The 22631-nt window shown below is 61.0% G+C and carries 19 protein-coding genes and 1 pseudogene; 13 read left to right on the top strand and 7 right to left on the bottom strand.

All coding sequences use genetic code 11. The annotated features are described in order from the left end of the window. The first annotated feature begins 211 nt into the window (after nt 1-211). Nucleotides 212-562 (top strand): hypothetical protein, encoded by a 351-nt coding sequence (locus tag B3605_RS05205; protein ID WP_018897078.1) that lies wholly within the window; start codon nt 212-214, stop codon nt 560-562. Between the two features lie 214 nt (nt 563-776). Here the strand turns inward: B3605_RS05205 and B3605_RS05200 are convergent, their stop codons facing one another. Then, nucleotides 777-1055, bottom strand: coding sequence for a GNAT family N-acetyltransferase (locus B3605_RS05200; protein ID WP_111564126.1), 279 nt, complete (start codon nt 1053-1055; stop codon nt 777-779). Nucleotides 1056-1367: 312 nt separating this feature from the next. Beyond that, nucleotides 1368-1643, bottom strand: coding sequence for a DUF1153 domain-containing protein (locus B3605_RS05195; RefSeq protein ID WP_007533628.1), 276 nt, complete (start codon nt 1641-1643; stop codon nt 1368-1370). Nucleotides 1644-2041: 398 nt separating this feature from the next. Here B3605_RS05195 and B3605_RS05190 point away from each other — a divergent pair, with 398 nt between their 5' ends. Beyond that, nucleotides 2042-2776 (top strand): helix-turn-helix transcriptional regulator, encoded by a 735-nt coding sequence (locus B3605_RS05190; protein ID WP_112945354.1) that lies wholly within the window; start codon nt 2042-2044, stop codon nt 2774-2776. 5 nt (nt 2777-2781) lie between these two features. Here B3605_RS05190 and B3605_RS05185 read toward each other — a convergent pair whose 3' ends face one another. Both B3605_RS05185 and cysQ read right to left on the bottom strand, forming a co-directional pair. After that, nucleotides 2782-3819, bottom strand: coding sequence for a DUF2793 domain-containing protein (locus B3605_RS05185; protein WP_112945355.1), 1038 nt, complete (start codon nt 3817-3819; stop codon nt 2782-2784). 126 nt (nt 3820-3945) lie between these two features. Beyond that, nucleotides 3946-4728: a 3'(2'),5'-bisphosphate nucleotidase CysQ gene (cysQ, locus tag B3605_RS05180; protein WP_112945411.1), complete on the bottom strand. Its 783-nt coding sequence runs from the start codon at nt 4726-4728 to the stop codon at nt 3946-3948. Between the two features lie 378 nt (nt 4729-5106). On the opposite strand from cysQ, the gene B3605_RS05175 reads away from it, so the two are divergent. From B3605_RS05175 to B3605_RS05145, 7 genes are all read left to right on the top strand, one after another. Continuing rightward, nucleotides 5107-6009, top strand: a complete 903-nt coding sequence (locus tag B3605_RS05175) for a branched-chain amino acid ABC transporter permease (protein ID WP_112945356.1) — start codon at nt 5107-5109, stop codon at nt 6007-6009. Between the two features lie 4 nt (nt 6010-6013). Continuing rightward, complete coding sequence (gene livM, locus B3605_RS05170) at nt 6014-7405, top strand: high-affinity branched-chain amino acid ABC transporter permease LivM (RefSeq protein WP_112945357.1); 1392 nt, start codon at nt 6014-6016, stop codon at nt 7403-7405. Further along, entirely contained in the window at nt 7405-8277 is an 873-nt protein-coding gene (locus tag B3605_RS05165) for an ABC transporter ATP-binding protein (protein ID WP_112945358.1), read from the top strand. Before livM ends, B3605_RS05165 begins: the two co-directional genes overlap by 1 nt. Next, a complete protein-coding gene (locus tag B3605_RS05160; protein ID WP_018897087.1) occupies nt 8277-9005 on the top strand; it encodes an ABC transporter ATP-binding protein in 729 nt (242 codons plus the stop codon). Before B3605_RS05165 ends, B3605_RS05160 begins: the two co-directional genes overlap by 1 nt. A 24-nt stretch (nt 9006-9029) precedes the next feature. Then, entirely contained in the window at nt 9030-9383 is a 354-nt protein-coding gene (locus B3605_RS05155) for a DUF6867 family protein (RefSeq protein WP_112945359.1), read from the top strand. A gap of 119 nt (nt 9384-9502) precedes the next feature. Then, nucleotides 9503-10627, top strand: a complete 1125-nt coding sequence (locus tag B3605_RS05150) for a branched-chain amino acid ABC transporter substrate-binding protein (RefSeq protein WP_018897089.1) — start codon at nt 9503-9505, stop codon at nt 10625-10627. A gap of 179 nt (nt 10628-10806) precedes the next feature. After that, entirely contained in the window at nt 10807-11775 is a 969-nt protein-coding gene (locus B3605_RS05145) for a 2-hydroxyacid dehydrogenase (protein WP_112945360.1), read from the top strand. Between the two features lie 6 nt (nt 11776-11781). Here B3605_RS05145 and B3605_RS05140 read toward each other — a convergent pair whose 3' ends face one another. The 3 genes from B3605_RS05140 to B3605_RS05130 all read right to left on the bottom strand — a co-directional run bounded on the left by B3605_RS05140 (nt 11782) and on the right by B3605_RS05130 (nt 17350). Continuing rightward, a complete protein-coding gene (locus tag B3605_RS05140) occupies nt 11782-12966 on the bottom strand; it encodes an acyltransferase family protein (RefSeq protein WP_018897091.1) in 1185 nt (394 codons plus the stop codon). A gap of 108 nt (nt 12967-13074) precedes the next feature. After that, nucleotides 13075-13971, bottom strand: coding sequence for a response regulator transcription factor (locus tag B3605_RS05135; RefSeq protein WP_296432759.1), 897 nt, complete (start codon nt 13969-13971; stop codon nt 13075-13077). Beyond that, a complete protein-coding gene (locus B3605_RS05130) occupies nt 13964-17350 on the bottom strand; it encodes a hybrid sensor histidine kinase/response regulator (protein WP_112945362.1) in 3387 nt (1128 codons plus the stop codon). Before B3605_RS05130 ends, B3605_RS05135 begins: the two co-directional genes overlap by 8 nt. A gap of 217 nt (nt 17351-17567) precedes the next feature. Here B3605_RS05130 and urtA point away from each other — a divergent pair, with 217 nt between their 5' ends. The 4 genes and pseudogenes from urtA (at nt 17568) to urtD (ending at nt 22576) form a co-directional block, all read left to right on the top strand. Continuing rightward, nucleotides 17568-18860: an urea ABC transporter substrate-binding protein gene (gene urtA, locus B3605_RS05125; RefSeq protein WP_037186085.1), complete on the top strand. Its 1293-nt coding sequence runs from the start codon at nt 17568-17570 to the stop codon at nt 18858-18860. A gap of 175 nt (nt 18861-19035) precedes the next feature. Further along, nucleotides 19036-20655 carry an urea ABC transporter permease subunit UrtB gene (urtB, locus tag B3605_RS05120; RefSeq protein WP_112945363.1) on the top strand — a complete coding sequence of 540 codons (1620 nt, stop codon included), beginning with the start codon at nt 19036-19038 and terminating at the stop codon, nt 20653-20655. Next, nucleotides 20652-21723, top strand: a pseudogene (gene urtC, locus B3605_RS05115) (urea ABC transporter permease subunit UrtC); the annotation flags it as partial. The gene urtB and the pseudogene urtC, both read left to right, overlap by 4 nt. Before the next feature lie 97 nt (nt 21724-21820). Beyond that, entirely contained in the window at nt 21821-22576 is a 756-nt protein-coding gene (gene urtD / locus B3605_RS05110) for an urea ABC transporter ATP-binding protein UrtD (protein ID WP_112945364.1), read from the top strand. The last annotated feature ends 55 nt before the right edge of the window (nt 22577-22631 follow it).

Here is a 22631-nt window from a genome sequence, read left to right as displayed (position 1 = left end):
CTCACCAATGAAACGGACCGGAAATCGCGTAGTTGTGTTTACCGACCCTTAAATCATCGGCACTATCATTAACGATGCCCGTAAACGAAAGGTTACCAGCGGTAGGTTTTTGTTAACGCCGAGGGAAATTTTTTGGGCAAGTCGCATGACAGCGGCAGCTAATGGGCGGTTTCAAGTGAAGCCGGGGTCTCGCATCACTGGAGTAATGCGTATGAAGTCGCGTGAGAGCCTAGTTCGTCTGAAAGAGTTTCAGGTGAACGAAAAGCGTCGTCAGCTGCAGCAGTTGCAGATGATGATGTCTGAATTTGACCGTATGACGAAGGATCTGGAGAGCCAGATCGTCGTCGAGGAAAAGAAGTCCGGCATTTCCGACCCGAATCACTTCGCCTATCCCACCTTCGCGAAGGCAGCACGCCAGCGCGCGGACAATCTTCAGGTTTCGATCAAGGAACTGAGGATGCAGGAAGAGGCCTTGGAGCAGACGCTCGAAGAGATGCAGGCGGAATATGCACGTGCTGCCGCGCTCGAAGAGCGCGACGGGGCGGTTCGGGCAAGAGCCTAGCGCATCGGCCCGAAAATCGGAATCGATTTTCGGAAAGCTCGATGCGTAGATTCAAAGAGTTAGAGCGTCCTTTGTGCGTCCATTCGGACGCACGGCGCTCTAAGCCAGGATGATCGATGCCTTCGGGCATCTGGGGTGTCATCTCATAAAAGCCATGCATGACGGGCGTGCTGTCCGTCATACATGGCTTTTGGCGTTTCTCGACTTCGGAAGATCAGTTGATGACGTCGCGCCATTCTTCATGGCGGAGCGCCTGCGCCTTGAAAAAGGGGCAGAGCGGAATGATCTTCCAGCCGCCGGTTCTGGCGGCTTCGACCGCATGCAGCGCCAGCGCCTGGCCGACGCCCTTGCCGCGCAGCGCATCCGGCACGCCGGTATGATCGATGATGATGAGCGTCGGCGTTGTGCGGGAATAGGTCATTTCGGCCTGGTGGCCTTCGAGCTCGGCGACGTAGCGGCCGCCCGATGCGTTCTCTTCGTTGGTGATCTTCATGCCGACTGCCTTCCTTTAGATTGCGTTGAAGCAAACGTGCCATGGCGCCGGCGCAAAGCAAAGGCCGCTCAAGGTGACGGATTGTTCGATGGAAGGGGAGGCAGGTGGTGCGGCGCTTGCGGAAGAAGATGCCGAGCCTTGCTCGCGCAGCCGTTGTCCGAGTGGTCTTTGTGGACGGTGGCCGCGCTGCAGAGCGTCGGTTCAGTTCGGCAATGAGATAAACGCCGGATAGCAGCAAAAGCTTCGGGCCGGCTTCACATCTTGCGATGTGCGGTCGGCCCGAACTGAAATGGAATCAACTTCAATAATTAATCAATGGCGATACTGCTGGATGCGCGTAGTGCGCAGGCCAGCAAGACCATGGCTGTTGATGGATGACTGCCAGGAGAGAAACTCCTCGACGGTCAGGGTATAGCGTTCGCAAGCTTCTTCCAAGCTCAACAGGCCACCGCGCACAGCTGCGACAACCTCTGCCTTACGGCGAATTACCCAGCGCCGAGTATTCGGCGGCGGCAAATCCGCAATCGTCAGCGGGCTGCCATCGGGGCCGATGACATATTTCACTCGGGGACGTATCATTTCGGTCATTGGACTCTCTACACAACTCAAGACCACGAGAGCCACTCTAGCTTGTCACATTTAAAAATTGCCTAAACGCGTCGTAAGACTTTGATAATAAATTTAACCGCGTCGCATGATGACGCTGGCGCGCGCCGAGCGCACGGCTTCCCTTGCGTAAATTTGTCATAAGTGCATGGGAGCCATGCACAATGAATATTAGTTGTCTGATCCTCATCAAACTATAAGCCTCCCCAGGGGCAGATAGAACGTCGCGTGTCGTCGCGATTGTTGTTTCTGCGTGCGTTGGGAATAGAATGTCAGGCTTCGCATAACGTCGAAGCGGCCGTTTTTTCTTTTCCTATACTTTGATTGTTGCTGCCAGAAGGCCGTTTTCAGGCAAGTTTAGCCTTTGAAGGACGAAATCGATGCGGAATGAAGAACGCGCCGTTCAAGACGGCGCGGCGAATATTGTTTTTTTATCGACAGAGAAATCCAGTCCATTGCCGGATCCCAAGGAGCGCCTCGCGCGTCTGGCGAAAGCGGCGGGTTTCAACCACTATTTGTTCGCGGGCTTTCCCCATGGCGACAATGGCGGCTTTGCGGGAAATCACATTTTCAGCAACTGGCCTGACAGCCTCGTTGCCGCCTATGACGAAGACGACCTGTTTCACAATAGTGCGCTTGTTTCGGAACTCAGGAAATCGAGCCTGCCGGTTTCGTCTGGTGTCAGCGCATTCGAAAGCAGTGTGACGAACCCGAAGAACGAGCGGATTACCGGACTGTTTCGCGAGCTCGGATTTCGCCGGACATTTGCTTTCGTGCTGCATGACGCCGATCGCCAGCCTTATATTTTCGCGTTTTCGGGCGCGCGGGCGGATCTTTCGCGCGAGGAGGCGATGGCGCATGTGTTCAGCGCCATGGAATTTCTCGACGTCTACGCCCGCCTGCAGGTGACCGAACAGCCGCTGGAGAACCTCAGCAGCCGCGAGATCGAATGCCTGCGCTGGTCGGCTGCGGGCAAGAGTAGCGACGAGATCGCCATCATACTCGAGCTCTCGCCGCACACCGTGGTCGGATATCTGAAGAGCGCGATGCGCAAGCTCGATTCCGTCAATCGGATGCAGGCGGTTGCCCGGGCCTTCCGCTACCGCCTGCTGTAACTCACTCAGAGCATGACGGCGCAGAGTTCGGTCTTTGCCGGTCCGAATTCGTATTGCGCCGTGCCGCTGTGAAGCAATGCAAGCCAATCGCCCCGGTTCAGCCAGACGATCGTCGTCGCGTTTTGCCGGGTTGGTGATGCTGAAGCCGGGCCGCTCGCGCTGGCGACGACGGTGGCACCGTTGATCTCGATCGCCGCTCCGTGGCCTGATGAGGTGAGGGTGCTCACGGAGAGCGACAGAAGATAAAAACCGTCGGCCGGGACGATCAGCCGCCCGCCGGTGCCAGACGATACGGCGGCGCCGAGTTCGAAGCCGCCTTGTCCCGCGTTGATATCCGTAAGGCCGGTGCGGCTTGCCGCTGGTGGAGACGCGGTGCCCGCTGCAAGCGATGCCCGCACGATCGGCCGCGAGGGCATGCGCACCACGCCATCCGGCGCCACGACGAGCGCTGTCGACCAATCATTGCCATCACCGCTGACCTTGATCGAGAATGCATCGCTTCCCGCAAGGCCCATCTCTGCGCGGCCCGACCAGTTCGTCTGAAAGAGCAGCGTGCCTGTTTGAGACGGGTCGGCCTTGTTAATCTTCAGCTGATGACCTTGTCCCGCATGGCTGAAGAGGCTTGCCTCGGAGGCGACCGCCAGCCGGTTGATCGCGTCGGCCGTCGCATTGATCCCGATCATCGGAAGCGAGCCATCAGCATCGAGGGAGATGATGTTCCAGTTCGTGCCGTCGAAAGCGCGGAGTTGGCGGGTATCGAGAAAGAAAGCGCGCCAGCCGGGGTTTGGCGAGAGATAGGCCCATGCACCATCCTGCCAGACGGAGATGAGCCCCTGCCGGCCGAGCCATGCGCCCTCGGGATCGGCGCCGACGAGGTAGCGGTCGCCTTCGGCTGGTGTTTCAGGCGGTGCCTGGCGTTCGGCGATGATGGTCAGCTGGACCACGGTGTCGAGACGTTGCAGCGCCTCGTTGTGCGGCACGTGCTTCTGCGCCTGGGAGGGGAGAATGTAGGGCAAGGCGAGGTTGTTGGTCTGGTCCGACACGATCGAGCTCCGGTGTTCGCGGCAGGTTTCACTGCAGCAAATCGTAGAGGCGTGTCCGGAGCCGGGGACAGCGCGCGGGAGCTGGCGCTGATTTCAAAGGGATATTTGTGAGAAATATCCCCGCGTTCAAAGCCGGGGGGCGTTGCCCCAGGAGATGAAATCGGGGTTGGCGAAATCCGCGTCGTGGGCTTGGCGGGTCTTGCCGTAGGTGAGGGGGCGGCCGTCGAGGGTCACGGTACAGCCGCCGGCTGCGCGCAGGATTGCATCGCCGGCCGCGGTGTCCCACTCCATCGTGCGGGTAAAGCGCGGATAGACGTCCGCTTCTCCTTCCGCGAGGAGGCAGAATTTCAACGACGAGCCGATATTCTTGCACTCCGAGATGGCCTGCTCTGCCAGGAAGCGCGCGGTCTGCGGGCTGTCGTGCGAACGGCTGGCGAGCGCGGTGCGTTCGGCCTTGGCGAGGCGCACGTTGATTGGCATCCGCTTTTCGACACGGAAATCCGGGCCGACATGCAGCTTCTCGGCCGTGCCGTTCTCGCCGAGGAAGGCTACGCCCAGCGCGGGCGCGAAGACGATGCCGGCAGCCGGGCGGCCATCGACGATGAAGGCGATGTTGACTGTGAATTCCGGCCGCTTGTCGACGAATTCGCGCGTGCCATCCAAGGGGTCGACCAGAAAGAACGACGAGCCGACCGCCGGCACGATGCCGGCCGCGACCGATTCTTCGGCGATGACGGGGATATCGGGAAAATCGCGATAGAGATGCGCCAGAATGATCTGCTCGGCCTGCTCGTCGGCGATCGTGACAGGACTGTTGTCGGCCTTGCTGGCCGCCGTGCAGCCGGCGCGGTACACATCCATGATCGCCTTGCCAGCCTCAAGGGCGGCGCGTTCAAACGTTTCGAGCATCGCGGGTCGGTTCGATCCCTTCTCCATCATGCTTCTCATATAGTCGTTTTCACGCTTCATTGCACCGCCGGTGACCGTCGCAAAAGGACACAGGTGTGGTTTAACGATTTTCCATCAGTTGGCGAAGGGTAAAGATCACAGGGAAAAGTGAATTTGCGGTGAAAAGTGGCGTCGGAGGCCGGATTGTGTTGAAAAAATCAACTTTTTGAACTCGAAAAAGTCATTTTCACCAAAACGGCAAAGAACTTTGGAGCTTTGAAATTTTACACTTCCCTTTTGCCTTGAAAGCAGTATGAAATCTTTAATCAAGGGCTCAACAAGGGCTCGAATAACAAGAGACGCAGGCTTTTTACGGTTCTGTGTCCAGGGGAAAGACATATGGAATATTTTGTCCAGCAGCTCATCAACGGGCTGACTCTTGGATCCATCTATGGCCTCGTGGCTATCGGCTATACGATGGTTTACGGCATCATCGGCATGATCAATTTCGCTCACGGCGATATTTTTATGATCGGTGGCTTCGCCGCCCTTATCGTCTTTCTCGTCCTCACATCGATTTTTGCTGGTTTGCCGGTCGCGGTTCTGCTGCTGCTGATGCTTCTCATTGCGATGCTGATGACGAGTTTGTGGAATTGGACGATCGAGCGCGTCGCTTATCGCCCGCTGCGCGGTTCGTTCCGCCTGGCGCCGCTGATCACAGCGATCGGCATGTCGATCGTGCTGTCCAACTTCATCCAGGTGACGCAGGGGCCGCGCAACAAGCCGATCCCGCCGCTGATCAGCAGCGTCTATAACATTGGTGGCGTCACCATCTCGCTGAAGCAGATCGTGATCATCATCATCACGGCCGTGCTGCTCACCGTCTTCTGGTATCTCGTCAATCACACGGCGCTTGGCCGCGCGCAGCGCGCCACCGAGCAGGACCGCAAGATGGCGGCGCTGCTGGGCGTCAACGTCGACAAGACGATCTCGGTGACCTTCATCATGGGCGCCGCACTCGCTGCCGTCGCCGGCACCATGTACCTGATGTACTACGGCGTGGTGAACTTCAACGACGGCTTCGTGCCTGGCGTGAAGGCGTTCACGGCGGCCGTTCTCGGCGGTATCGGTTCGCTTCCGGGCGCCGTTCTCGGTGGTCTGATGATCGGCCTGATCGAAAGCCTGTGGTCGGCCTACTTCACCATCGCCTACAAGGATGTGGCGACCTTCGCCATCCTCGCTTTCGTGCTGATCTTCAAGCCGACAGGTATCCTGGGCCGGCCGGAAGTCGAGAAGGTTTAACGTCATGGCAAATGTTGAAAACGCCCCTGGCAAGCCCGCATCCGGACTTGTCCAGAAGGGTATTAAAGAAGCTATCTTCGCAGCCGTTATCTCCTTCGGCATGTTCGTTCTCTATGTCGGTCTCGGCACGCAGCAGAACATCAGCAACGAACTCGTCGTGGTTCAGCGCTGGGGCCTGCTCGCGATCTTCGTCGCCATCGCGGCGGTCGGCCGGTTTGCGATCGTGGTTTTCCTGCGTCCGCATCTAGATGCCCGCAAGCTTGCCAAGGCGCGCAGCGGCGAGCTCGATATCTCCGACAAGAAGGGCTTCTTCCACGCCCACTTCCTGAAGATCGCGCTTCTGGCGCTGGTGCTCTATCCCGTCGTCATCGTGGCGCTGGTTGGGGCGCAGGGCTCGCTGAAGTGGGTCGACAACTTCGGTATCCAGATTCTGATCTACGTGATGCTGGCCTGGGGCCTGAACATCGTCGTCGGTCTTGCCGGTCTGCTCGACCTTGGTTACGTCGCCTTCTACGCGGTCGGCGCCTATTCCTACGCGCTGCTCTCCAGCTATTTCGGACTGTCCTTCTGGGTTCTTCTGCCGCTGTCGGGCATTCTCGCCGGTCTCTGGGGCATCATCCTCGGCTTTCCGGTGCTGCGTCTGCGCGGTGACTATCTGGCGATCGTGACGCTGGCCTTCGGTGAAATCATCCGCCTCGTCATCATCAACTGGACGGATCTGACCAAGGGCACGTTCGGTATCGCCAGCATTCCGAAGGCAACGCTGTTCGGCATTCCCTTCGATGCCAGCCCGCATGGCTTCGCCAAGCTGTTCCACCTGCCGATCTCGTCGGCCTACTACAAGATCTTCCTCTTCTATCTGATCCTGGCGCTCTGCCTCCTGACGGCCTATGTCACGATCCGCCTGCGCCGCATGCCGATCGGCCGTGCCTGGGAAGCGCTTCGCGAAGACGAGATCGCCTGCCGTTCGCTCGGCATCAACACGGTGACGACCAAGCTCACGGCTTTCGCCACGGGTGCGATGTTCGGCGGCTTCGCCGGCTCCTTCTTCGCCGCTCGTCAGGGCTTCGTCTCGCCTGAATCCTTCGTGTTCCTGGAATCGGCCGTCATCCTCGCCATCGTCGTTCTCGGCGGCATGGGCTCGCTGACCGGCATCGCGATCGCGGCGGTCGTCATGATCGGCGGTACCGAGGCGCTGCGCGAAATGGAGTTCCTGAAGCTCATCTTCGGACCCGACTTCACGCCGGAACTCTACCGCATGCTGCTATTTGGTCTGGCGATGGTCGTCGTCATGCTGATCAAGCCGCGCGGCTTCGTCGGATCGCGTGAGCCGACGGCGTTCCTGAAAGAACGGAAGTCGGTATCGGGAAGCTTCACCAAGGAGGGCCACGGCTGATGAGCCCTCAGGAAACCAACATGTCCAGCGATACTCTGCTCAAGGTCGAGCACCTGTCGATGAAGTTCGGCGGCCTGATGGCCATCAACGACTTCTCGTTTGAGGCCAAGCGCGGCGAGATCACCGCGCTGATCGGCCCGAACGGCGCCGGCAAGACCACCGTGTTCAATTGCATCACCGGCTTCTACAAGCCGACCATGGGCATGATCACCATGCGCCACAAGGACGGCAGAGAACACCTGCTTGAGCGTCTGCCGGACTTTCGCATCACTCGCGAAGCCAAGGTCGCCCGTACCTTCCAGAACATCCGGTTGTTCTCCGGCCTGACGGTTCTCGAAAACCTTCTGGTCGCGCAGCACAACAAGCTGATGCTGGCATCGGGCTACACCATTCTCGGCCTGCTCGGGATCGGTCGCTACGGCGCGGAAGCGAAGAACGCGATCGAGCTTGCCCGCTACTGGCTGGAGAAGGCCGATCTGATCGATCGCGCCGACGATCCCGCCGGCGACCTGCCCTATGGCGCTCAGCGCCGCCTTGAGATCGCGCGCGCCATGTGCACCGGACCGGAGCTGCTTTGCCTGGACGAGCCGGCCGCCGGTCTCAACCCGAAGGAATCGCTGACGCTGAACACGCTTCTGCGCGGTATCCGCGACGAGGGCACGTCGCTGCTCCTGATCGAACACGACATGTCCGTGGTCATGGAAATTTCCGACCACGTCGTCGTGCTCGAATACGGCCAGAAGATTTCCGATGGCACGCCAGACCATGTGAAGAACGATCCGAAGGTCATCGCGGCCTATCTCGGTGTCGAAGACGAGGAAGTGGAACAGGTGATCGCAGACGTCGAAAACCTCGAAGGAGGTACGCACTGATGACCGGTCAGCCACTTCTCAAGGTCGAGGGTGTTGAAACCTATTACGGCAACATCCGCGCGCTCGCCGGCATCGATGTCCACGTCAACCAGGGCGAAATCGTCAGCCTGATCGGCGCCAACGGCGCCGGCAAGTCGACGCTGATGATGACGATCTGCGGCAGCCCGCAGGCGCGCGCCGGCAAGGTCATCTTCGAAGGCCGCGACATCACCAAGATGCCGACCCACGAGATCGCCCGCCTGCGCATCGCGCAGTCACCAGAGGGACGCCGCATTTTCCCGCGCATGAGCGTGATGGAAAACCTGCAGATGGGCGCCGGGCTCGACAACCTGAAATACTTCAAGGAAGACGTCGAGAAGATCTTCGCGATGTTCCCGCGTCTCAAGGAGCGCCAGACGCAGCGCGGCGGCACGCTTTCGGGCGGCGAGCAGCAGATGCTGTCGATCGGCCGCGCGCTGATGGCGCGTCCGAAGCTTTTGCTTCTCGACGAGCCGTCGCTCGGTCTCGCGCCGCTGATCGTCAAGGGCATCTTCGAGGCGATCAAGAAGCTGAACAAGGATGAGGGGCTCACCGTGTTCCTCGTCGAGCAGAACGCATTCGCGGCGCTGAAGCTGTCCGACCGGGCCTATGTCATGGTCAACGGCAAGGTGACGATGTCGGGCTCCGGCCAGGAACTGCTCGCCAATCCTGAAGTTCGCGCCGCCTATCTCGAAGGCGGACGGCATTGAGCATGACGAAGGGGAGACTTTGATATGCAGGGACTTTTCTTTGAAGGCGATACCGGCGTTCGCAGCGTCATTCGCCTGATCGTCGTGTTGATCGGCTTCTGGACCGCGTGGCGTTCGGGCAAAGCTGCCGCTGACGGCTGGAGCGACTATCCAATTGTCATCGGCTACAGCGTGCTTCTGGCGGCCGCGATGCAGTTTCTGCATCACGCGCTGTTCGACGGACCTGTGCTGAGCGTGTTCTATTACGCTATCGACTTCGTCCTTCTCCTGGTCTTCGCGACGGCGGGATACCGCTATCGCCGGACCAATCAGATGGTCAATAATTACTACTGGCTCTACGAAAAAACGTCACCCTTCTCCTGGAAGGCAAAACATTGACAGCCGGTTGAATCTAGGGACAAATTACCTCTCCGAGTGGAACAGGTTTCCCGGCGCAGTAAAGTGGGTGATGCGCTGGGTAATGGAACGGAACCCGCTAAAAAACTGGGAGTAACATAATGAAGAAGTCTCTTCTGTCGGCAGTGGCTCTGACGGCGATGGTCGCCTTCAGCAGCAACGCTTGGGCCGACATCACGGTTGCCGTTGCTGGTCCGCTGACCGGCCCGAACGCTGCGTTCGGCGCACAGCTCCAGAAGGGTGCCGAGCAGGCAGCTGCCGACATCAACGCTGCTGGCGGCATCAACGGCGAGCAGATCAAGATCGTGCTCGGCGACGACGTGTCCGACCCGAAGCAGGGTATCTCGGTTGCCAACAAGTTCGCAGCTGACGGCGTCAAGTTCGTCATCGGCCACTTCAACTCGGGCGTTTCGATCCCGGCTTCCGAAGTTTACGCTGAAAACGGCATCCTCGAAATCACCCCGGCTGCGACCAACCCGCAGTTCACCGAGCGTGGTCTTTGGAACACGTTCCGTACTTGCGGTCGCGACGACCAGCAGGGCGGCATCGCCGGCAAGTACCTTGCCGACCACTTCAAGGACGCCAAGATCGCTGTCGTTCACGACAAGACTCCTTACGGCCAGGGCCTCGCTGACGAAACCAAGAAGGCCATGAATGCCGCTGGTCTCACCGAAGCCATGTACGAAGGCATCAACGTCGGCGACAAGGACTTCTCGGCCCTCATCGCCAAGATGAAGGAAGCCGGCGTTTCGATCATCTACTGGGGTGGTCTCCACACCGAAGCTGGTCTGATCATCCGCCAGGCCGCCGACCAGGGCCTGAAGGCAACGCTCGTATCGGGTGACGGTATCGTTTCGAACGAACTGGCATCGATCGCTGGTGACGCAGTCGCCGGCACGCTGAACACGTTCGGCCCGGACGCAACGCTGAACCCAGACAACAAGGCACTCGTCGAGAAGTTCAAGGCTGCCGGCTTCAACCCTGAAGCTTACACGCTGTACTCCTACGCCGCGATGCAGACGATCGCTGAAGCTGCCAAGGCAGCTGCTTCGACCGACGCTGAAGCCGTTGCCGCAGCGATGAAGGCCAAGGGTCCGTTCAAGACCGTTCTCGGCGAAATCTCGTTCGACGAAAAGGGCGACCCGAAGATCCCAGGCTACGTCATGTACGAATGGAAGAAGGGTCCAGACGGCAAGTTCTCCTACTTCCCGCAGGACGCGAAGTAAGAACTTTCGTTCTCACCTTGGAAGCCCGGTCTCGCACCGGGCTTCTTTCGTTTTGGCAACAATGCGAACCGCCCGGCCGCTTACCGGTCTTGCGATCGAGGATGATCCGGTTACGATCGCCGGCGAATTCAACAGGTTGCCGCCGATCGGCGCGCAGCCGCAGACGATACGGATACGCCATGTCCCGCCCCAAGATTCTGCTCACGCGCCGCTGGCCCTCCGCCGTGGAGGCTGTGCTCGCCGAGCGTTTCGACGCCACCTTCAACACCGACGACCTGCCGATGTCGCCCGAAGCCATCGCGGAGGCGCTGCGCACCCACGACGCCGTGTTGCCGACCGTGTCGGACAAGCTTCCGGCGTCGGTTTTCGAAGGCGAGATCCGGGCCAGAGTCCTCGGCAATTTCGGCGTCGGCTATAACCACATCGACATCGCGGCGGCGAAGGCCAAGGGCATCGTGGTGACCAACACGCCTGGTGTGCTCACCGATTGCACTGCCGATATCGCCATGCTGCTCCTGCTTTCGGTCGCGCGCCGCGGCGGGGAGGGCGAGCGGCAGATCCGGGCCGGCGAATGGAAAGGCTGGTGCCCGACGCATATGATCGGCTCCAAGGTCACGGGCAAGACGGTGGGGATCATCGGCTTCGGGCGTATCGGCAAAGCCTTCGCGCAACGCTGCCATTTTGGTTTCGGCATGGACGTGGTGTTCTACAACCGCTCGACGGTCGATGCGGCGGAAGCGGCGCGATATGGCGCGCGGCAGCTAGCGACCGTGGAAGAGGTGCTGGCCGCGAGCGATTTCGTGTCGCTGCATTGCCCAGGTGGGGCTGAGAACCGGCACCTGATGAATGCAGCCCGTTTCGCGGCGATGAAGCCTGGTGCTTATCTGATCAATACGGCGCGCGGCGATGTGGTCGATGAGGCGGCATTGATCGCTGCGCTCGAGACTGGCGTGATCCGCAGCGCCGGCCTCGACGTCTACGAGGCTGAACCGCAGGTGCCGGAGAAGCTGCGCGCGATGGAAAATGTGGTTCTGCTGCCGCATCTTGGTAGTGCTACCGAAGAGACGCGCAATGCGATGGGGATGAAGGTGGTGGACAACATCACGGCCTTCTTCGAGGGACGCGAGCCGCCGGACCAGGTGGCCTGATCCAGCCTATCGCTGCGCGCCGACAGTCTTGCGCTCGCCCGAGGGACCACGCGGTTTGGCTTCGAGGCCGAAGAGCAGGCGCGCGCGGCCGGGGATGAAGTCCACCGCGATGGCGAAGAGGCTCGACAGCACGAAGGTCGCGGCAGCGATGATGATGAAGCTCGGCACGGCCGGCAGGCCGAGCGGCAGCACGTAATAGAGCGCGCCGACGATCACCGTCTGGTGGATAATGTAAAGCGGGAAGACGAGCCGGTTGACCGTGACCAGCCGCGCGTCCGGCTGGTTGAAATGACGGGCGGCGAAGCCGATCAGCGTCAAGATCATCGACCAGGCAAGCAGGAAGATCGCGGCCTTGAAGAGCGGGGTTTCGTCTGCATAGCTGCCGATCGCCTGTTCGGCCGGCGCCAGCCAGGCGAAGGCATAGAGAAACATCGTCACGGCTAGCGCGATGGCGGCGCTGAGATAGCGCTTGGCGATGATCGGCTCGATCAGGCTGCGGTGATTGCGGGCGACAAGGAAGCCGAGGCCGAACCAGCTTGCCCAGACCGCGAACCAGGCGCCGTCATTATAAAGCGCATTGGTTTCCTTGGGGTAGAGCGGCGACAGAGCGAGATTGAGAGCGAGCGGCAGCAGGAAGAAGAGATAGATGGCGCCTGATTTCGCGACGCGTTCGAACCAGGCCATGATCCTGTTTTCGGGTCGGCTCAGATAGAGAAAAATCGGGTAGCAGATCACCGACATCACAAGCAGATAGGCGACGAACCACATGTGCGCCCAGGTGAAATTGCCGGTCGGGTAGCGGCCCTCCGTGAAATAGCGCGTCAGCCAGAAATTGATGAGCGAGCCGTCATAGCCGGTCTCGTACATGCGCTCGTACCAGACCTGCGGCACGACGAGGACGGCCATGGCGAAGAGCAGGGGAACGAGCAGGCGGATGGTGCGCTTGCGCAGGAAGGCGAGGCTGGAATCCGAGCGGAAGGAGAAGGCAGCACCCATGCCGGAGACGAAAAACAACAGAGCCAGTCGCCAGGCGCGCGGGAATTCCATGATCAGCGAGAGCGCCGGGCTGGTGCGATCGCTATGGATCAGCCAGCCCATGTCGGTGAAGAAGGCCGCCGAGGAGTGATAGAGGATCAGGATCGCGAAGGCGGAAATCCGCAGCCGATCCACATAATAAAGCCTGTCCTTCATGACCTGCCGGATATCATCTTGATGCCATGCCCAACTTGCGGGCGTCGCTCAAGGATATCCGTGTGTGCTTTCTAAAGTGTGAGCGCCTTTTCTGCTGTCATGACTCGCTCAAGTCTCATGCAACACATGCGCCGCCTTGACCGCGGCCGAGGCGCGGTTTTCGACGCCGAGTTTGACGTAGATCTGCTCGAGGTGCTTGTTCACCGTGCGGGCGGAGAGGCCGAGAATTTCGCCGATGTCGCGGTTGGCCTTGCCCTTGGCGATCCAGAGCAGGACCTCGGATTCGCGGTTCGTGAGCGCGAAGCGCTGGCGCAGCACCTGGTCGTCGGCGCGCTGGCTGGCGGTGAGGCGGAAGAGATATTCGTCTGGGCCGATCGTGCCCAGAAAGGCAAGCTGCAGCACGTCCTGGCCGCCATGGGCGACTGATATGGTGGAGGCGGTGCGGTCTTTCATCCAGGCGGCGATGGTTGAGATCACCGTGTCCATGCCGTCGTCGCTGCCCATGGCGGCGTTGACGAGACGGGTGGCCTGGGGGGTCGACCAGTGGATGTTGCCGTCGCCCTTGACCGCCAGCAGATGGCGGCCGGCGGCATCGAGCGCCACGCGGGCGCTCTGGGCGGAGCGGGCGTTTTTCAGGTGCACGCCGATGCGGGCGCGGAGTTCGTCGATGTTGATCGGCTTGGTCAGATAATCGACGCCGCCGGAGCCGAGCGCGTGGACGACGTGTTCGGTCTCGGTCAGGCCGGTCATGAAGATTACGGGGATCTGGCTGATCGCCGGGTTGGCCTTCAACCGCCGGCAGGTCTCGAAGCCGTCCATGGTGGGCATCACCGCGTCGATCAGGATCAGGTCGGGGGTGATGCGCTCGACGATATTGAGTGCTGCCGAACCGGAGGTCGCGATCAGGACGGAGAATCCGGATTGCTCCAGCGCATCGGTGAGGAAGCCGAGCGCTTCCGGCGAGTCGTCGACCAAGAGAACGATGTCGCGCGGGAGCTCAGCCAATGTGTTCCACCTTTTCGTCGAAGCGGTGCAGGAAGGCCATGAAGCCGTTCAGGTCGAAGGCGGCAACATAGGATCGAAGTTCCTCGGTAAATGGCTGATTTGCCTCCACCTTGGCAAGGTCGGCGAGCTTCGCCTCGATGCCTCTGATATAGCCGATCTCGCCGAGGCGCAGCAGTTCCTGCACATGCGCGTCGCCGGGACTTTGCAGGATCTGCTCGGTCTTCTTCGGCGCGGCGGGCGTCGCTTCGGCGTACAGCCATTTCAGGCCGAGGTGCAGGGCAAGCTTATCGCGCAGGCGGCGAATGTCGACCGGCTTGCCGATCGCGTCATTGTGGCTGTCGTCGCTGTCGCCATGAGCGGCGGCGTCGCCGATGTTGGCTGAGAGCATGACGATCGGCGCGGTCTGGCCGGCTTCGCGAAGGCGCGAGACCAGCTGCCAACCGTTCATTCCCGGCATCAGGATGTCGACGAGGAAGAGGTCGGGCTGGATGCCTTCGATCAGCGTCAGGCAATCGGTGCCGCTTGCCGCCGTCAGCACGACGAAATCGAGCGGCACGAGGATCTCGCGCATCATCTCGCGGTGATCCTCGTTGTCATCGACGACGACGATGGTGCGGCGCGGGCCGTCGTAGCTGACGATCTTCTTTTCCTGCGGCGGAGCGGCCATCTCGCGCAGCACGGCCGAGAGCATCAGACGCACGCGGAAAGTCGAGCCCTTGTCCTTTTCGCTGGTCACCGAGATTTCGCCTCCGAGCGTGTTCGTCAGAAGCTGGGTGATCGTAAGCCCAAGGCCGAGGCCGGGCATGGGGCGGATGCTGTCGGCCTCGCCGCGCTGGAATGGCTCGTAGATGCGGCTCAGGTCCTTCTCGGCGATGCCGCGACCGGTGTCCGTCACGGTGAAGGTCGCGACCTGGCTGCGATAGGCGACATCGAAAGTGACGGTGCCCTCGTCGGTGAACTTGATGGCGTTGGAGAGCAGATTGACGAGGATCTGGCGCAGGCGCTTTTCATCGGTGCGTACGAACTGGGGCAAAGCAGGCGCGCGCTGGTGGTTGAAGGTCAAGCCCTTTGCGAGCGCCTGCGGGCGGAACATGTCGACGATCTGGTCGAGGAAATCCTGGATGTTGATCTCGTTGGAATAGACCTGCAGGCGGCCGGCCTCGATTTTCGAGATATCGAGCAGGCCGTCGATCAGCCCGGAGAGATGTTCGGCCGAGCGGCGGATGACCTTGATCGAGGATTGGCGTGGCGTCGGAATGGTCTCGTCGCGCTCGAGGATCTGGGCGTAGCCGAGCACGGCGTTGAGGGGCGTCCGCAGTTCGTGGCTGAGGCCGACGACATAGCGGCTCTTGGCGCGGTTGGCGGCTTCGGCGGTTTCCTTGGCGGCCTGCAGGGCGGCGTCGGTCTTCTTGTGGGCGGCGATTTCCTTGAGCAGCAGCGTGTTCTGACGCGAGGATTCCTCCTCGGCGACGACGCGGCTGTCATGCGCCAGCACATAAAACCAGCAGACGACGCCGGCGATGACGGCGAAGACGAAGAAGACGATCAGGATCGTGCCGTTGACGACTTCCGCTGTTGCCGGCGAGGCCGCGGAGACCTGGTGGGCGATCATGGCGAGGATGGCGCCGACAGCGGTGAGCGCGAGAATGACGGCGATGCCGTAGCGGCCGAGGCGCGTGGTGAGCTTTTGGACGATGGTTTCGGGCAGCACAGCCTTGGCGACATAACCGACCTGCGCGTTCAGATGCGCATTGGGCTTGCACATGTCGTGGCAGCGACTGTCGAGCGAACAGCAGAGCGAGCAGATCGGCGCGGCATAGGCGGGACACCAAGCCATGTCTTCCGGCTCGAAGGGGTGTTCGCAGACCGAACAGGTGATGTTCGTCAGGTTCTTCCAGCTCTGGCGCGGCTTGCGGGCGAGGTAGAACTTGCCCTTGGTGGCCCAGGCGATCGCAGGCGAGGCGATCAGGGCGACGATGAGGGTGATGTACGGTGCGAGCGAAGCGGCGATCGTGCCGAAAGCGCCGAAATGGGCGATGAGCGCGATGGTCGCCGACAGCGTCATGGCGCCGAGGCCGACGGGGTTGATGTCGTAGAGATGGGCGCGCTTGAACTCGATGCCTGGAGGAGCGAGGCCGAGCGGCTTGTTGATGAAGAGATCGGCCGAGATGGTGCACAGCCAGGCCATGGCAATGATCGAGAAGATGCCGAGCGTTTCCTCAAGCAGCCGGTAGATGCCTAGCTCCATCAGGAGCAGTGCAATCGCCACGTTGAACACCAGCCAGATGACGCGGCCGGGATGGCTATGGGTGAGGCGCGAGAAGAAGTTCGACCATGCCAGCGACCCGGCATAGGCGTTCATCACGTTGATCTTCAGCTGCGAGACCATGACGAAGGCGGCCATCAGCAGCAGCGCCGCGTTGTGCCAGGGGATCATGTAGCCGAATGCGGTCAGATACATCTGCGCCGGATCGGCGGCGCGGTCGGCGGGCACTCCTGACGCGAAGGTTAGCACGACGAGGAAGGAGCCGGCGAGCAGCTTCGGCGCGCCGATGATGACCCAGCCGGGGCCGGCGAGGAAGACAGCAAGGCGGTGACGCCACTTGGTCTGCTTTTCCGGCGGGAGGAAGCGCAGGAAGTCGGCCTGTTCGCCGATCTGCGACATGAGCGCCAGGATGACGGCCGAGGCAGCACCGAACTCGACGAGATCGAAGGGGGCGATGGTGCCGGGCGGACCCGAGGCATGGCGGATGCCGGAGAAGGCGCGCCAGAGGTCGAATTTCTCCCAGTCCATCACGGCGATGAAGAGGAAGGGCAGGATGTTGAGGACGATCCAGAAGGGCTGCGTCAGGAGCTGGAAGCGGCTGATCAGCCGGACGCCGTGGGTGACGAGCGGAATGACCATGACGGCGCTGATGATGTAGCCGATCCAGAGCGGGATACCCAAGGTCAGCTCCAGCGCGCCGGACATGATCGACGCCTCGATCGCAAACAGCATGAAGGTGAAGCTGGCATAGATCAGCGAGGTGATGGTCGAGCCGATATAGCCGAAGCTGGCACCCCGCGTCAGAAGGTCGATATCGACGCCGTGGCGGATGGCGTAGCGGCTGATCGGCAGGCCGATGGCGAGCATGGCGATCGAGGCGACGATGATCGCGTAGAAGGCGTTGGTGGTGCCGTATGACAGCGTGATGGCGCCGCCGATCGCTTCCAAAGCCAGAAAGGAGATGGCGCCGATCGCCGTCTGCGAAATGCGCTGCGAGGAGAATTGCCGGGCGCTCTTGGCGGTGAAGCGCAGCGCATAGTCTTCCAGCGTCTGGTTGGCGACCCAGCGATTATATTCGCGCCTGACCGGAATAATGCGTTGCCGCGCTGCCATGCCCGTAATCGGCCCCTTCGTTCCCCTTGTCATGCGTTCGTAACATGGAACAGTGCGGGGCTTAAGAGTGCGGTGCAACGCAAAACTGCACATTTCGCCCCGTCACCTACGTCATTTCGCGTATACGCTTTCGCAGTGCAGCACCAGATAGTCCCTTAAGCAACAGTTAATCGCCGTTTCAGGCCTGTTGTCGGAACAAGAAGAGGGGATCAACCAGATGAATCTGCGATCATATGTTTCCGGTGCCGTGCTCGGCGCCGTCATGTCGGCCACGGCCGCATTCCATGGAGCCGTTGCGGCTGACGACACCATCAAGGTCGGCGTTCTGCATTCGCTGTCCGGCACGATGGCGATCTCCGAAACGACGCTGAAAGACGCCATGCTGATGCTCATCGACGAGCAGAACAAGAAGGGCGGCCTTCTCGGCAAGAAGCTCGAGGCCGTCGTCGTCGACCCGGCTTCCGACTGGCCGCTGTTTGCCGAAAAGGCACGCGAGCTGATCGAAAAGGACAAGGTCGCGGCCGTCTTCGGTTGCTGGACGTCCTCGTCGCGCAAGTCGGTCCTGCCGGTTTTCGAAGAGCTCAACTCCATCCTGTTCTACCCGGTTCAGTATGAAGGCGAAGAGTCCTCGCGCAACATCTTCTACACGGGCGCTGCTCCGAACCAGCAGGCAATCCCGGCTGTCGACTACCTGATGGAAAAGGAAGGCGTTAAGCGCTTCGTTCTCGAAGGCACCGACTACGTCTATCCGCGCACGACCAACAAGATCCTGGAAGCCTACCTGATCTCGAAGGGCATTCCGAAGGAAGACATCATCGTCAACTACACGCCGTTCGGCTTCTCCGACTGGCAGACGGAAGTCTCCAAGATCAAGGAATTCGGTGGCGCCGGCAAGAAGACCGCCGTCGTCTCCACCATCAACGGTGACGCCAACGTGCCGTTCTACAAGGAACTCGGCAACCAGGGCGTCAAGGCAACCGACATCCCTGTTGTCGCCTTCTCGGTCGGCGAAGAAGAGCTTGCCGGTCTCGACACCAAGCCGCTCGTCGGCCACCTCGCTGCCTGGAACTACTTCGAGTCGGTCGAAAGCCCTGCGAACAAGAAGTTCATCAAGGAATGGCATGCCTACACCAAGAACGACAAGCGCGTGACCAACGACCCGATGGAAGCTGCCTATATCGGCTTCAACGCATGGGTTAAGGCGGTCCAGGCTGCCGGCACGACCGACACGGACAAGGTTCTCGACACGATCATCGGCACCACTGTTCCGAACCTCTCGGGCGGCTACGCTACCGTCATGCCGAACCACCACATCACCAAGCCGGTGCTGATCGGTGAAATCCAGGCGAACGGCCAGTTCGAGATCGTCCAGCAGACCCCTGCTGTCGTCGGCGACGAATGGTCCGACTTCCTGCCTGACTCCAAGGACCTGATCTCCGATTGGCGCAAGCCCATGAACTGCGGAAACTTCAATGTCGCAACGGGCAAGTGCGGCGGCAAGGGCTCCTGAGTGGACACCCCTTCACTCTAAAAGCCTGAAAACAGCTTCCGTCCGGCCCTCCTGTCCGGGCGGAAGTTCTCTCTCCGAAGCGTGGCCTTGAGGCTTCGGACGGCAGTTGCCGTGTTAGAGGCCTGAATTTCCCCGATTGCGCCGGAAGGCCAACGATAACCGAGGCAGAAAGCCGATGTATCGCGCCATCAAGATTTTGCTTTTGACCTTGTGCCTGGCCATGCCGGCATTCGCCACGGCGCTGAAGGCGCAGGAAGACATCCATGCGCTTGTCGACGCGCTCGGCGTCGGCGATTTCCCGGAACGCGAGGTCGCCATCAAGGCGCTGGTCGCATCCGGCGATGCCCATGTCAGCCAGATCCTGCAGCAGCTCAGCGACGGCCAGCTTTACGTGAATTCGGAAAGCGGTGGCCCGGTTCTGCTTCAGGGCGGCACGGAGGACGAGCCGACATTCTCCGATCCGATCAGCGGCGAGGCCGTCGCCGATATCGATGCGGACTACATGTCCAAGGTCAGGATCAACAATTCGCTGCGCGGCGTCATCGCCTCCGCGATGAGCCAGCTGACGCTGCTGTCGCCTGATCGCGGCGCCCGCCTTGCGGCTGCCCAGGGGCTGCTGCGCGATGCCGATCCCGCCAATCTCGAACTGCTCAACTCCGCGCTTGCCGCCGAGAAGGACGGCGAGGTCAAGGAGGCGATGGAAGCCGCCCGCGCCGTGATGGTGTTGAAGAGCGATGTCGGCGCCGAGGACAAGAAGGCCGCCATCGACACGATCGCCGCCCGTGGCGGTCGCAACGCGCTGACCATCCTGACGACGGCGATGGCGACCGCGCCCGACGAACTCAAGGGCGAGATCCAGACGCATATCAACACGATCAACCGCAGCCTGGCGCTTTGGGATGTGGTGCAGAACGTCTGGTACGGCCTGTCGCTCGGCTCGGTGCTGCTGCTTGCCGCCATCGGCCTTGCCATCACCTTCGGCGTCATGGGCGTCATCAACATGGCGCATGGCGAGATGGTGATGATCGGCGCCTACACGACCTATGTCGTGCAGCAGTATATCGCCTCGACATTCCCCGGCCTTGAAGTCTATTCGCTGGCCTTTGCCGTGCCGGCCGCCTTCATCTTTACCGGCTTCGTCGGCCTCGTCATCGAACGGACCGTGATCCGCTATCTCTATGGACGTCCGCTGGAAACGCTGCTCGCGACCTGGGGCGTGTCGCTCATCCTGCAGCAGGCTGTGCGCTCGATCTTCGGGCCGACCAACCGCGAAGTGCGCAATCCAAGCTGGATGTCGGGTGCGTTCGAACTTGGCGGCCTGTCGATCACCTGGAACCGCATGTGGATCATCGTCTTCTCGATGGCCGTGTTCGTGACGCTGCTGATGCTGCTCAAGCGTTCCGCCTTCGGCCTGCAGATGCGCGCCGTCACGCAGAACCGGCGCATGGCGTCGTCGATGGGCATTCGCACCGGCTGGGTCGATGCCTTCACCTTCGCGCTCGGCTCCGGCATCGCCGGCATGGCGGGCGTGGCGCTCAGCCAGATCGACAACGTTTCGCCCAATCTCGGCCAGAGCTACATCATCGACAGCTTCATGGTCGTGGTGTTCGGCGGCGTCGGTAATCTGTGGGGTACGCTGGTGGGCGCGCTGTCGCTCGGCGTCGTCAACAAATTCCTCGAGCCCTTCGCCGGTGCCGTGCTCGGCAAGATCCTGGTGCTCGTCCTCATCATTCTCTTCATCCAGAAGCGGCCGCGTGGGCTCTTCGCACTCAAAGGAAGGGCGGTGGAAGCATGATTACGGCCTTCCTTCTCCGGTCTCTCGATCGCAAGATCATCGTCGCGCTGTTCATTCTGCTGGCGCTTGCCGTGCTGGTGCCGGTGCTGAACCTGATGACGCCAGCCACGAGCCCGCTGCATATCCCGACCTACATCATGTCGCTGTTCGGCAAGTATCTGACCTATGCGCTTCTCGCGCTGGCGCTCGATCTCGTCTGGGGTTTCTGCGGCATTCTCTCGCTCGGCCACGGCGCCTTCTTCGCGCTCGGCGGCTATGCGATGGGCATGTACCTGATGCGGCAGATCGGCACGCGCGGCAGCTATGGCGACCCCATCCTGCCCGATTTCATGGTGTTCCTGAACTACAAGGAACTGCCGTGGTTCTGGCATGGGTTTGACCATTTCTGGTTCGCGGCACTGATGGTGCTCGTCGTGCCCGGGCTGCTCGCCTTCGTCTTCGGCTGGTTCGCCTTCCGCTCGCGCGTCAACGGCGTCTATCTGTCGATCATCACCCAGGCGATGACCTATGCGCTGCTGCTCGCCTTCTTCCGCAACGACATGGGCTTCGGCGGCAATAACGGCCTGACCGATTTCAAGGATATCATCGGCTACAATATCCAGGCCGACGGCACCCGCGCGGCGCTCTTCTCGGCCACCGCCATTCTGCTTGCACTGTCGCTGCTGATCGCGTCGGCCATCGTGCGCTCGAAGTTCGGCAAGGTGCTGGTCGGCGTGCGCGACGCGGAAAGCCGCACGCGCTTCCTCGGCTACCGTGTCGAGCACTTCAAGCTCTTCACCTTTGTCGTCTCGGCGATGATGGCGGGGATTGCCGGCGCGCTCTACGTGCCGCAGGTGGGCATCATCAATCCGGGCGAATTCGCGCCGGCCAACTCGATCGAAGTCGTCATCTGGACGGCGGTCGGCGGGCGTTCGACGCTGATCGGGCCGATCATCGGCGCGATCATGGTCAATGGCGGCAAGACGATCTTTACCGGCCTCTTCCCCGAATTCTGGCTCTTCGCGCTCGGCGGGCTGTTCGTGGCGGTCACGCTGTTCCTGCCCAAGGGCATCGTTGGCACGATCGGCCAGTATATCGGCAAGCGCAAGCCATCTTCCAGCGACACGCCGCCCGCCAAGCGCGAAGACGGCGTCGACGCAGAAATCCAGCCCGCGGAGTGAGCGCCATGATCCCTGACGTCAAACCCAACAGCGTTCTCTATCTCGACAACGTCTCCGTCTCCTTCGATGGCTTCAAGGCGCTGAATGCGCTGTCGATCGTCATCGAACCGGGCGAACTTCGCGCCATCATCGGCCCGAACGGCGCCGGCAAGACGACGATGATGGACATCATTACCGGCAAGACGCGTCCGGATACCGGTCAGGTGTTCTTCAACGGCCAGACTGACCTCACCAAGCTCGACGAAGCCGACATCGCCCAGCTCGGCATCGGCCGCAAGTTCCAGAAGCCGACGGTGTTCGAGAGCCACACGGTCTGGGACAATATCGAGCTGGCGCTGAACCGCCGGCGTGGCGTGTTTTCGACGCTGTTCTATCGGCTGTCATCAGAGGATCGGTCGCGTATCGAGGAGATCCTCGCGGCCGTTCGCCTGACGCATCGCCGCGACGATCTCGCCGCCAATCTCAGCCATGGGCAGAAGCAGTGGCTGGAGATCGGCATGCTGCTAGCGCAGGAGCCGAAGTTGTTGCTGGTCGACGAGCCGGTGGCCGGGATGACGGATGCGGAGACGGCGGAGACGGCGATCCTGCTCAAGGAGATCGCCAAGACGCGGTCGGTGGTCGTTGTCGAGCACGACATGGGGTTTATCCGCGATCTTGGGGTGAAGGTGACGTGTCTCGCTGAAGGCTCGGTGCTGGCCGAGGGGTCGATCGATTTTGTGAGTTCCGATCCGAAGGTGATCGAGAATTATCTGGGGCGGTGATGAGCGTTGTGCGCGTGATACCCCCCTCTGCCCTGCCGGGCATCTCCCCCACAAG

Source organism: Rhizobium sp. UBA1881, assembly GCF_002338015.1.
Taxonomy (GTDB): domain Bacteria; phylum Pseudomonadota; class Alphaproteobacteria; order Rhizobiales; family Rhizobiaceae; genus Rhizobium.
The sequence above is the reverse complement of the archived record's forward strand: the minus strand, read 5'-3'. Positions and strand labels throughout refer to the sequence as shown.